Annotated in this window: 9 protein-coding genes; 4 read left to right on the top strand and 5 right to left on the bottom strand. The window is 69.7% G+C overall.

What is annotated here, in order from left to right; all coding sequences use genetic code 11:
- Nucleotides 1-524 (bottom strand): hypothetical protein (locus G6021_RS09230; protein ID WP_206682654.1); only part of this gene is annotated, 524 nt, incomplete at its 3' end.
- Between the two features lie 48 nt (nucleotides 525-572).
- On the opposite strand from G6021_RS09230, the gene G6021_RS09225 reads away from it, so the two are divergent.
- Together G6021_RS09225 and hrpA are read left to right on the top strand one after the other, a co-directional pair.
- Nucleotides 573-761, top strand: coding sequence for a hypothetical protein (locus G6021_RS09225; protein ID WP_179525403.1), 189 nt, complete (start codon nucleotides 573-575; stop codon nucleotides 759-761).
- Between the two features lie 47 nt (nucleotides 762-808).
- Nucleotides 809-4,723, top strand: coding sequence for an ATP-dependent RNA helicase HrpA (hrpA, locus tag G6021_RS09220; protein WP_182641122.1), 3,915 nt, complete (start codon nucleotides 809-811; stop codon nucleotides 4,721-4,723).
- Nucleotides 4,724-4,781: 58 nt separating this feature from the next.
- Here hrpA and nrdR read toward each other — a convergent pair whose 3' ends face one another.
- Complete coding sequence (gene nrdR / locus G6021_RS09215) at nucleotides 4,782-5,237, bottom strand: transcriptional regulator NrdR (protein ID WP_179525405.1); 456 nt, start codon at nucleotides 5,235-5,237, stop codon at nucleotides 4,782-4,784.
- 706 nt (nucleotides 5,238-5,943) lie between these two features.
- Between nrdR and lexA the strand changes: the two genes are divergently transcribed.
- Complete coding sequence (gene lexA / locus G6021_RS09210) at nucleotides 5,944-6,612, top strand: transcriptional repressor LexA (RefSeq protein WP_182610345.1); 669 nt, start codon at nucleotides 5,944-5,946, stop codon at nucleotides 6,610-6,612.
- Nucleotides 6,613-6,651: 39 nt separating this feature from the next.
- Here lexA and hflX read toward each other — a convergent pair whose 3' ends face one another.
- On the bottom strand, nucleotides 6,652-8,100 hold the full coding sequence (gene hflX / locus G6021_RS09205) for a GTPase HflX (protein ID WP_182610346.1): 1,449 nt from the start codon (nucleotides 8,098-8,100) through the stop codon (nucleotides 6,652-6,654).
- Nucleotides 8,101-8,114: 14 nt separating this feature from the next.
- Nucleotides 8,115-9,041 (bottom strand): diaminopimelate epimerase, encoded by a 927-nt coding sequence (dapF, locus tag G6021_RS09200; protein WP_182641121.1) that lies wholly within the window; start codon nucleotides 9,039-9,041, stop codon nucleotides 8,115-8,117.
- Nucleotides 9,042-9,159: 118 nt separating this feature from the next.
- Here dapF and G6021_RS09195 point away from each other — a divergent pair, with 118 nt between their 5' ends.
- Nucleotides 9,160-11,340, top strand: a complete 2,181-nt coding sequence (locus G6021_RS09195) for a malate synthase G (RefSeq protein WP_179525410.1) — start codon at nucleotides 9,160-9,162, stop codon at nucleotides 11,338-11,340.
- Between the two features lie 104 nt (nucleotides 11,341-11,444).
- On the opposite strand, the gene G6021_RS09190 is transcribed toward G6021_RS09195, so the two are convergent.
- Nucleotides 11,445-12,191 carry an IclR family transcriptional regulator gene (locus tag G6021_RS09190; RefSeq protein ID WP_179525411.1) on the bottom strand — a complete coding sequence of 249 codons (747 nt, stop codon included), beginning with the start codon at nucleotides 12,189-12,191 and terminating at the stop codon, nucleotides 11,445-11,447.
- Between the last annotated feature and the right edge of the window lie 126 nt (nucleotides 12,192-12,317).

Below are 12,317 nucleotides of genomic sequence, written 5' to 3'. Positions count from 1 at the left end.
CTCCCTCCGGCACCGCCGCTCCCTCCTGCACTGCCGCCCCGTCCCGCTCCCGGCCCCGTATCGGAGTCGCGATCGAGTGTGTGGCGTCCCCGGCCCGCCCACCGGCCCCGGGCCCACCGGGCGGTCAGCCGCCCCGCAGACGGGAACGACACGCCGTTCAGGCGGGCGATCGTCTCCAGGAGCGCGTCCTCCTGCGGGGACCCGGTCTCCGGGGAGATCTGGCGGAACCACGCACGTTGTCCGTAGGGACCGGTCCACTGGCGCACCGCCGCCTCGAGGTCGTGGAGTTGGACGCCCCGTTGCCGACGCCCCGTCCACACGTCGGTCAACGCCCGGCCCATCTCCGCGTGCCAGAGCAGCGGGGGCAGGTCGTCGAGGACCACCGCCACCCCCACGTGGTTCACGGGGGAATTGGTCAGGGTCTGGATCAGCCGGTCGGCGGTCGTGCGCCCACGGAACAACCACAGGTCCCCGGTCCGGGTGCGGTGGGCCGCGGCGGCCAGCGGGACGGTGTCGAGACTCATGGTGCGATCCTGCCAGGTGCCCCGGCGAGAGGATCTACCCTTGACGCCATGGCACCCCGCGGACGGCAGTGGCTCAAGATGGTCGGCGCGGCCGGGGTGGTCGGAGTGGCCGCCACCGGGATCCTCGCCGCACGGACCGAACGCCGGCGGCAGTCGTACGAGCCGGAGGAGATCCGGGAGCGACTGCACCAGCGCTACACCCGCATCCAGTCCCGCCGGGAGGGTGGCACGGCCTGACACCCGGATCGATCCCCACACCGGGTCCCGATACCCTGGCGGACACCATGTCGACGTCTCCCGCGCCCGCCCCCGAACTGCGCCGGGCCCGGCACGATCTCCTGGTCCGGCTCGACGACGTCGGCATCCTCGACGCCCACCGGTTCCGGTCGCGGATCCGCAGGGCCCGCGCCGACCAGTTGGACGACCTGGGCGGGCAGATCGACGCCGCCGCCGCTCGTCTGCGTCGGCGTGCGGAGTCGGTTCCGACCCCGGAGTATCCGGAACAACTGCCGGTCAGCGCCCGTAAGGACGAGATCGCGGCGGCGATCCGCGACAACCAGGTCGTGGTGATCGCCGGCGAGACCGGATCCGGGAAGACCACCCAGATCCCCAAGATCTGTCTGGAACTCGGCCGCGGCGTGCGCGGGATGATCGGCCACACCCAGCCCCGCAGGCTGGCGGCCCGGTCCGTCGCCGAGCGCATCGCCGAGGAACTGGGGGTGGAGACCGGCCGGCTGGTGGGGTCGGCCGTGCGCTTCGACGACCGTACCGGTGCCGACACCGCGGTCAAACTGATGACCGACGGGATACTGCTCGCCGAGATCCGACGGGACAGGCTGCTGCGCGCCTACGACACGATCATCATCGACGAGGCCCACGAACGCAGCCTCAACATCGACTTCCTGCTCGGCTACCTCCGGCAGATCCTGCCCCGGCGGCCGGACCTCAAACTCATCATCACCTCCGCCACGATCGACCCCGACCGCTTCGCCCGCCACTTCGCGGATCCGGCGGGCCATCCCGCCCCTGTCATCGAGGTCTCCGGTCGCACCTTCCCCGTGGAGATCCGGTACCGGCCGCTCCAGGTCGACCACGCGGACCGGACCATCGACCTCGACCCCCTGGACGCGCTCGCCGATGCGGTCGGCGAGCTCCTGGCCGAGGGTGACGGCGACGTACTCGTCTTCCTCTCCGGCGAACGCGAGATCCGCGACGCCGAGGAGGTGCTCCGGGGGCGGAAATTCAAGAGCACCGAGATCTTTCCGCTCTTCGCCCGACTCACCTCCGCCGAGCAGCAACGGGCCTTCCGTCAGCATTCGACCCGGCGCGTGGTCCTGTCGACCAACATCGCGGAGACCTCGGTGACGGTCCCGGGGATCCGCTACGTCGTGGACACCGGCCTCGCCCGGATCTCCCGCTATTCGACCCGCACCAAGGTCCAGAGGCTGCCGATCGAGCCGATCTCGCAGGCCTCCGCCGCACAGCGCGCCGGCCGCTGCGGCCGCGTCGCCGACGGCATCTGCATCCGTCTGTACTCGGAGGACGACTTCGACTCCCGGCCGGAGTTCACCGACCCGGAGATCCTGCGCACCAACCTGGCGTCGGTCATCCTGTCGATGGCCGATCTCGACCTGGGAGCCGTGGACGACTTCCCGTTCGTCGAACCACCCGACCGCAAGGCCGTCCGAGACGGCATGACGTTGCTCACCGAGCTCGGGGCGCTCCGGACCGACGACGACGAACGCCCGCACCTGACCAGGGTGGGCCGCGACATGGCGTCCCTCCCCCTCGACCCGCGCCTGGCCCGGATGGTCGTGGAGGGCCACCGAAACGGCGCCCTGGGGGATGTCCTGGTCGTGGTCGCGGCCCTGACCGTGCAGGATGTCCGCGAGAGGCCCGCCGAGGAGCGCGACAAGGCGGACCAGCTCCACCGGCGCTTCGCCGACAAGTCCTCCGACTTCCTGGGCTACCTCAACCTGTGGCGCTACCTCACCGAACAGCGGCGCGAGCTCTCCGGCAGCGCGTTCCGGAAAATGTGCAAGGCCGAGTACCTGCACTGGTTGCGGATCCGCGAGTGGCAGGACCTCACCGCCCAGTTGACCAGCATGTGCCGCGAGCGGGGCTGGCATCCACCGTCCGGTCACGCCGCGGAGGACGACCTCCACAAGGCGATCCTCTCCGGACTGCTCACCAACGTCGGGATGAAGGACGAGGACACCAGGGAGTTCCGCGGCACCCGCGGTATCCGCTTCCAGGTGTTCCCCGGTTCCGATCTCGCCCGCAAGCCGCCGCGATGGATCATGGCCTCCGAGTTGGTCGAGACCTCCAGACTGTGGGCCCGGGACGTCGCGCGCATCGATCCGGTGTGGATCGAACAACTCGGGGGGCATCTCGTCCGCACCCAGTACTCAGAGCCGCACTGGTCCGACGCCCGGGGCGCGGCGATGGCCTACGAGAAGGTGCTGCTCCTGGGGCTGCCCGTGGTCGAGGCGCGTCGCATCCTCCTCTCCAGGGTCGACGCACCGCTCGCGCGGGAGATGCTCGTCCGGCACGGGATCGTCGAGGGACGATGGACCACCCGCATCCCGGTGATCATGGAGAACGCCGTGGCCGTGGAACAGGCGCGGGAGCTGGAGACCCGCAGTAGACGCCGCGACCTCGTCATCGACGACGACACCCTGGTCGGGTTCTACCTCGAGCGGCTCCCCGAGGACATCACCTCCGGCCGCCACCTGGAATCGTGGTGGCGTAAGCAGGGCCGGGAGGACCCGGATCGTCTGCGTCTTCGCCCCGAGCAGATCCGCACGTCGGACACCGCCCCGGCCGCCTCCGAGTTCCCGCCGATCTGGCGCCAGGGCGAGCGGGACTTCGAGCTCAGATACTCGTTCGACCCGGGGGTCGACTCCGACGGCATCACCGTGCGGGTCCCTCTCCCCCAGCTGTCCTCGGTCGCGACGTCCGGCTTCGAGTGGCTCGTCCCCGGCCTGCGCGAGGAGCTGTACACGGAGATGCTCCGGACGCTCCCCAAGTACCTGAGGCGTCTGTGTTCCCCGCCCGCCGAGTACGCGGCACTGCTGGCCGGTGACCTCGCCCCGCGGTCGACACCGCTCCCCGTGGCGCTCGCCGCCGCGCTCTCGGCCCGCATAGGCACGACCGTCGAGCCCCGCGAGTTCCACCCGGAACAGCTCCCCGACCATCTCCGCATGCGTTTCGAGGTGGTCGACGGTGACGAGGTCGTCGCGGCCGGTACGGACCTGGGAGCACTACGCAGTCGGTTGGTGGACAAGGTCCGTGCCACGCTCAACTCCAGACTCGTCCCCGATGACGGACCTCATCGGGCGTGGACCGCGGACACGATCGGGGACCTGTCGCCCTCGATCACCGGCACGGTCGACGGTGTGGAGGTGACGGTCTACCCGGCCCTGCAGGTCCGCCCCGACGGCATCCACCGGATCGCCTGCGCCACAGAGACGGAACGTCGAGCCGCGCAGACGACAGCGGTACTGACCCTGATCTCAGCGGACCTGATCTCGGCGGCATCGATAGTCCGGGGTCGTCCGGTCGAGCAACGCCTCGCGCTCACCCAGTATCCCCACGAGGGTGCCGATGGACTGGTCTCGGACGCGGCGCTGGCGGCGTGCGGGCGGCTGATCGCCGGACGCAGAGGAGAGCCGGTACTCACCGTGCACGACTTCGACGAGTTGCGCGCGCGCGCCCGATCCGAGGCGCCGGCCGCCATCACGGCCTCGATCTCCGCCGCCCTTCCGGCGTTGGTCGCCGCGCAGTCGGTCTCCGCCCGGCTGGACCAGGTACCACGCGACCTCGCGGACGACGTCAGGCCCGCTCTGGACTTCCTCGTGGGAAAGGGATTCCTCGCCCGACACCCGGCGGAGGTCCTCCCGCAACTGGAACGCCACGTGAGGGCGATCGACCTCAGGCTGGACCTCGCGGAGAAGTCACCGTCGAGGTACCGGGAGCTCGCCGCCCGGTTGGAGAAGTCGGAGGCCACTGTCGCGGAGGCGACGGCGGCGCTCCGCCGACGACCGGGTGGGGCGCGGGCAGCCCGGGATCTCCGGTGGATGTTGGCCGAATACCGTGTCGGCCTCTTCGCGCAGTCTCTGGGTACCGCGCGCCCGGTCTCCGCCGAGAGGATCGAGAAGGCGGTCGCCGCCGCGCTCTCCCGGCGGAACGCGCGTTGAGCCCTCACACCGCCCGTACACAGGAGCCGATCCCGGTGCGACGCGGAGACGACCGGGACTAGTGAGCAGCGTGCCGTTCGCGAAGGGCGATGATCTCGCTCTCGAAATCCGCAGCGGAACTGAATTGTTTGTACACGGAGGCGAATCGCAGATACGCGACCTCGTCCAGATCTTGTAGAGGCCCCAGGATCGCCAGCCCGATCTCGTGAGCGGGGACCTCTGAGGCGCCGCCGGCCCGGACAGCGTCTTCGACCTGCTGCGCGAGCCGCCGGAGCGCGTCCTCGTCGACCGACCTCCCCTGGCACGCGCGTCGCACACCGCGGACCACTTTGTCGCGGCTGAAACGCTCCGTCACACCGTTGCGCTTGAGGACGGTCAACAACGGGGTCTCGAGGGTGGTGAACCGGTGTCCGCAGTCGGGGCACTCGCGTCGACGCCGGATCGCCTGCCCTTCGTCGACCGACCGCGAGTCGATCACCCGTGAGTCCTCGTGGTGACATATGGGGCAGTACATTCCAGCTTCGCCATTCGTCGACCTGGTCCGAACCGCTCCGCCGGCCGGAGCCGACGGCGGTGCGGGGGCGACGGGCCGCCGTCCCGGGTCCATTCTAGGAGGCGATACCGTGGGTCACGCGTAGGCGGGCCCGCCCAGGAGTGCCAATGCGAGCAGCATCAGGATTCCGAAGACGATTCCACAGGCCACCAGAGCCCACGTCGGCACATCGTCCACCACCGGCGCACTCGACCTCGCCTCGCTACCGCATGCCCTGACCCTTTCCGCGGACGCGGGGCGGACGAGCACTCGCCGTCCGGGCGCCACCGACCGCGTGGCCGTCTGGCGCCCCCGGTCGAGCGTGCGGATGACGGGACGGGCCCCGGCATCAGGGCGGGGATGCACCCTGGACGAAACGGGCCGGTCGTGATCGGTCACGCAGACCTCCGTCCAGGGCACGGAGGGACGCGATCGTGGCTGCATCTCCATAACGGTCATGAGAACTCCCAACTCGATACGGTGTGCGAACCTCATTCGCACGCCCGTGTGCCTTGTTGTGCACATCTGTTCGAACTCGAACCTGCCTAGAGTTGTATCACGCGGGTCCGACAGAGTCGACATTCGTGGCGACATTTCTTCGAACACCTGTGTGGCGCTCACGTCCGACGGGCAGTAGGGTGTACACAGATAGCGACGTCGAACACCCATTCGCCGAAGGGACCCCCACATGCCCAAGCCCGACTTCGAGGCCCTGACGACCCGCCAGAAGAGCGTTCTGTTGCACATCCACGACACGGTCAAGGACCGGGGCTATCCCCCGAGCATCCGAGAGATCGGTGACGCCGTCGGTCTGCAGTCGACCTCCTCGGTGGCCCACCAGTTGCGGACGTTGGAGAAGAAGGGCTTCCTGACCCGTGATCCGCACAAGCCGCGGGCGGTCGACGTCCACGGCGTCCCGGGGCAGCGGTCCCGAGGTCGTCGCGCGCCCGTCCAGGAGGAGACGCGTCCCAGCGGGGCCGTGGAACCCGTCTACGTCCCTGTCCTGGGGCGGATCGCGGCCGGCGGTCCGATCCTCGCCGAGCAGGCGGTGGAGGAGGTCTTCCCCCTCCCCTCCGACCTGGTGGGTTCCGGGGACCTGTTCATGCTCAGAGTGGTCGGCGAGTCGATGATCGACGCCGCGATCTGTGACGGGGACTACGTGGTGGTGCGCCGTCAGAACGTCGCGGACAACGGCGAGATCGTGGCGGCGATGATCGACGGGGAGGCCACGGTCAAGACTTTCCGCCGGGATTCGAGCGGGGTGTGGCTCCTGCCCCACAACCCGTCGTTCAGTCCGATTCCCGGGGAGCACGCGACGATCCTCGGAAAGGTCGTCACGGTCTTCCGCAAGCTCTGAACCGGCCGGAACCGGGTGTCGCCTGATCCGTCGACGGGGTCAGGCGACACCGTCACGGGATCCGGGGACCCGATACTCCCCGAGCTCTCCGGCCACGGAGGCCGGAAGCCGGACCACGATCCTCGTGCCGTCCTTCGTGTGATCCTCGTCCACCACGGCGCCCTCCGCGTGGACACGGGAGACCACATCACCCCGGGTGAACGGGATCTCGAGTGTGACCTCCGTGTCCCCGGAGGCGACCACCCGCATTATTCGGTCGAGGAGCTCGTCGAACCCCTCACCCGTCGCCGCCGAGACGAAGACCGCGTCCGGCAGGGCGTGGTGCAGTTCCGTCAACACCACCGGGTCAGCGACGTCGACCTTGTTGATCACCACGAGTTCGCGGGGCCTCTCGGCCTTCTGCTCTTCCACGACGTCGTTGATGACGGTGCGGACGGCCTCGATCTGGCGCAGGGGGAAGGCGTCCGATCCGTCGACCACGTGCAGGAGCAGCTCGGAGTCCACGACCTCCTCCAACGTCGAGCGGAACGCCTCGACGAGCTGGGTCGGGAGGTGTCGGACGAATCCGACCGTATCTGTGAAGACCACGACCCGCCCGTCGGGGAGCTCGGACCGCCGTGTGGTGGGGTCCAGCGTGGCGAACAGTGCGTTCTGGACCAGTACGCCCGCACCGGTCAAGCGGTTGAGCAGGCTCGACTTCCCGGCGTTGGTGTACCCGGCGATCGCGATCGACGGCACCGGGGTGGCGCGACGGCGATGCCGCTTGGTGTCCCGGGCCTGCTTCATGCCCTTGATCTCACGGCGCAGCCTCGCCGTGCGCTCCCTGATTCGGCGGCGGTCCGTCTCGATCTTGGTCTCACCGGGACCACGGAGTCCGACGCCTCCGTTGCTGCCCGCCCGGCCACCCGCCTGCCGGGAGAGTGCCTCACCCCAGCCACGCAGTCGCGGGAGCATGTACTCCATCTGCGCCAAGGACACCTGGGCCTTACCCTCACGGCTGGTCGCGTGTTGGGCGAAGATGTCGAGGATCAGCGCGGTGCGGTCGATCACCTTGACGTTGACGACCTTCTCGAGCGCGATGAGCTGACCCGGCGTGAGCTCGCCGTCGCAGATCACCGTGTCCGCCCCCGTCGCGGTGATCACGTCCTTCAGGGTCTTGGCCTTCCCCGAACCGATGTAGGTGGCGGGGTCCGGCTTGTCGCGGCGCTGGATCAGCGCGTCGCAGACCTCGGAGCCTGCGGTCTCGGCGAGCTGTGCCAACTCGGCCATCGCGGCCTCCGCCTGGGCGGCGGTGCCCTCGGTCCAGACCCCGACCAGCACGACCCGCTCGAGGCGGAGTTGGCGGTACTCGGCGTCGTTGACGTCCTGGAGTTCGGTCGACAACCCGACGACCCGGCGCAGCGAGGAGCGCTCCTCGAGCTGGAATTCTCCGACCGAAGGGTCATGGTCTCGTGTGGCCCGGTCAGGGGCGGTGTCATCGATAGTCATTCACCGGCATCATCTCACAATTCCGGTCGGGACGCCTCCGTGCGGCGCGCGGGTAGCGGTCGCCGGTACCGCCCCTCGGCGACGATCACGGACGGCCCCGTCAGAGTGGAACCCACGCCGGTCAGGGCCACCGCGACCTCTCCCCCGGGAACGGACACCACCACGTCACCGGTGGCCTGTCCGGCGTCGGCGAGGGCCGCGACGGCCGTGGCGACGATTCCGGTGCCGCAGGACATCGTCTCCCCGGATCCTCGCTCGTGGACGCGCATCGACACCCGACCGTCGGTGAGCGGGGTGGCGATCTCCACGTTGACGCCGGCGGGGAAGAAGCCGGTGTCGAACTCGGGCGCCTCGTGCACCGGCAGTTCGCGCAACCCGTCGGCCCCCAGGCCCGGGACCACGCACGCGAGGTGGGGGTTACCCATGTCGACGGCGAGTCCGGCGTACACCCGGCCACCGAGCTCCACGGACGAGACCCCGAGAAGCCGGGGCTCGCCCATGTCCACACGGACCACGGCCTGGTCACCGTCATGGATCAGAATATCGGCGGGCCGAGGACCGGATCGTGTGCCCACGGGGATCCGGCCGGCCCCGACCCTGCCGGTCGCCACCAGGGCGTGGGCGAACACCCTGACCCCGTTCCCGCACATCTCCGCGATCGATCCGTCTGCGTTCCGGTAGTCCATGAACCAGTCCGCGGCGTCGACGCCCTCCGGGAGGACGGCGAGGACGCCCTGGTCGACCAGTGCACCCGCGGTGGCGATGCGCAGCACCCCGTCGGCGCCGAGGCCGGCCCGTCTGTCGCAGACGGCGCGCACCAGGTCCTCGTCGAGGTCCACCTCCGCGTGGTCGTCGGGCAGGACCACGAAGTCGTTGAGCGTTCCGTGCCCCTTGATAAAGGCGAGGCCGTCGAGAGTGGCGGTCGGGGGCGCGGGTGTCATGCCATCAGATCCTAGCCAATCCGACCGCCGTTCCACGCTGCGGAAAACCCGGATGATCCCTCGGCAGGGGGGCACTACAGTCGGAGGCGAGAACGGTCCCTATGTGAGGAGAGCATCGATGTCCGAACGCATCACCGTCGGCGACGTCCAGGTCGACGAGGTCCTGTACGACTTCGTCAACACCCAGGCGATCCCGGGCACCGGGGTCGATCCCGACGCGTTCTGGGCGGGAGTCTCCGAGATCTTCACCGACCTGGCCCCGCGCAACCGCGAGCTGCTCGCCGTCCGCGACGACCTGCAGTCGAGGATCGACTCCTGGCACCACGAGAACCCCGCCCCGATCGACCCGGCCACCTACCGTGCGTTCCTGCAGGAGATCGGCTACCTGGTCCCGGAGCCGGACTCCGTTCAGGTCAGCACCCAGAACGTGGACGACGAGATCGCCACGGTCGCGGGCCCCCAGTTGGTCGTGCCGATCATGAACGCGCGTTTCGCGATCAACGCCGCCAACGCCCGGTGGGGTTCGTTGTACGACGCGCTCTACGGCACCGACGCGATCCCGGAGTCCGGTGGGGCCGAGCAGGGGTCCTCCTACAACAAGGTCCGCGGGGACCGCGTCATCGCCTGGGCCCGCGAGTTCCTCGACGACGCCGCGCCGCTCGACTCCGGCAGTCACGTCGGCACCACGGGCTACACCGTGGTGGACGGCCGACTGCAGGTGACACTCGCCGACGGGGCGACGACAGGCCTCGCCGATCCCGCACAGTTCGTCGGCTACCTGGGCGACGGCGCCGCCCCGACCTCGGTCCTCCTGCGCAACAACGGCCTTCACGTGGAGGTCCAGATCGACGCCGACTCACCGATCGGATCGACCGACTCCGCCGGCGTCAAGGACGTTGTCCTGGAGTCCGCCGTCTCCACCATCATGGACTTCGAGGACTCCGTCGCGGCCGTCGACGCCGAGGACAAGACCCACGGCTACCGCAACTGGCTGGGTCTGATGAAGGGCGACCTCTCCGAGGAGATCAGCAAGGGCGACAAGACCTTCACCCGCGTCCTCCACGACGACCGGGTCTTCACCGCGCCCGACGGATCCGGCGAGGTCCGGCTCCACGGCCGCTCGATGCTCTTCGTCCGCAATGTGGGGCATCTCATGACCACCCCCGCGGTCCTCGACGCGGACGGGAACGAGTTGCCCGAGGGCATCCTCGACGCCCTGATCACCTCGCTGGCGGGCATGCACGGCATCGCGCCGGGCAACGAGCGCGGCAACAGCCGCACCGGGTCCATCTACATCGTCAAGCCCAAGCAGCACGGCCCGGCCGAGGTGGCCTTCACCACCGAGCTGTTCGGCCGGGTCGAGGCGCTCCTCGGTCTGCCGGAGAACACCCTCAAGGTGGGCATCATGGACGAGGAGCGGCGCACCTCGGTCAACCTCGCCGCCTGCATCGCCGAGGCCACCGATCGCGTCGTCTTCATCAACACCGGCTTCCTCGACCGGACCGGGGACGAGATCCACACCTCCATGGAGGCCGGCCCAATGATCCGCAAGGGTGAGATGAAGTCCGCCCGCTGGATGACCGCCTACGAGGACTTCAACGTCGACACCGGCCTGGCCTGCGGTCTGCGCGGTCGCGCGCAGATCGGGAAGGGCATGTGGGCCAAGACCGACCTCATGGCCGAGATGCTCGCCGAGAAGATCGGGCAGCCGAGGGCCGGCGCCAACACCGCGTGGGTGCCGTCGCCGACCGGCGCGACCCTCCACGCGACCCACTACCACCGGGTGAACGTGATGTCCCGACAGGAGGAACTCCTCGCCGGCGGACCGCGCGCGAGCGTCGACGACATCCTCAGCGTCCCCCTCGCGACCGACACGAACTGGACCGACGCCGAGAAGAAGGAGGAGGTCGACAACTCGTGCCAGACCATCCTCGGTTATGTCGTCCGGTGGGTCGAACAGGGCATCGGCGTCTCGAAGGTGCCGGACATCCACGACGTCAACCTGATGGAGGACCGCGCCACCCTGCGGATCTCCTCGCAGATGCTCGCCAACTGGATCCGTCACGACATCATCACGGCCGAGGACGTCGAGGACTCGTTGCGCCGGATGGCGGAGATCGTCGACCAGCAGAACGCCGGTGACGAGGCATACCGGAACATGGCGCCGGACTTCGACTCGTCGATCGCCTGGCAGGCCGCCCGCGAGCTCATCCTCGAGGGGACCGGGCAGCCCTCGGGCTACACCGAGCCGATCCTGCACCGTCGCCGCCGCGAGTTCAAGGCCGCCAACGGGCTGTAGAACGGCCCCGCCGCGAAGCCCGGAAGGATCCGCTGCCCGCACACCGGGATCCGCTTCCCCACAGGGGTAGCGGATCCCGGGCCGAGGTAGCGGATCCTTCCGCGTCAGGGGTGCAGGTCCGCGACGGCCGCCCTGAGGACCCCGACGGCGGCGTCGCGGCGCTCCTCGGTGAACCTCGCCTCGGGCCCCGACGCGGACACCGCGACCGCGGCGTCCCCGACCCCCACCGTGATCGCGACACAGCGGACGCCCTCCTCCTGTTCCGACTCGTCGGTGGCGAACCCCACCCTGCGTACGCGGGCGAGCTCGTCCAACAACCGGTCCGGGTCGACGATGGTGGCATCCGTGTACCCGGGCATGCCGGTCCGTTCCAGCATCGCGCGGACCTCGTCGTCGTCGTCCCGGGCGACCAACGCCTTCCCCACCGCCGTGCAGTGCACGTGCACCCGACGGCCCACCTCGGTGAACATCCGCATCGAGTGCGGCGACGGGACCTGGGCGAGGTACACGACACCGTCCCCCTCACGAACGGCGAGGTTGGCGGTCTCGCCGGTCCCGTCGACCACGGCCGCGAGCACCGGCTGGGCCCACGACCACGTCGCCCTCCCCGCGACCTCGCCGATCCGCTGCAATCGGGGGCCGAGCAGATAGTCGCGGCGCGCGTCCCGGCGGAGGTGACCCGACTCGGCGAGCGTCCCGCACAGCCGGTGGACGGTGGCCGCGGCCAGACCCGTGTCGGCGCACAGCTCCCCGAGGGACGCGCGGCCGCCCCGCCGGGCCAACGAGTCGAGGAGGGCGAACGCCCGGTCGACCGACTGGACGCGGGTGCGGCCGGGGTTCGAGGCGCTCATCGCGGAGCCTCACCGAGGAGCTCGAGTGCTGTCTCCACAGGGGTCCGTCCACCGCGGGGCGTGCCGTCGACCTGGCGGGTGTCGGTGTCGATCCACCTGATGCGGTGATCACGCCCGAACCACGAC

It is taken from the genome of Dietzia sp. CW19 (assembly GCF_014145265.1).
In the GTDB taxonomy this organism is placed as follows: domain Bacteria; phylum Actinomycetota; class Actinomycetes; order Mycobacteriales; family Mycobacteriaceae; genus Dietzia; species Dietzia natronolimnaea.
This window is presented reverse-complemented; position numbering and strand designations above follow the sequence as displayed.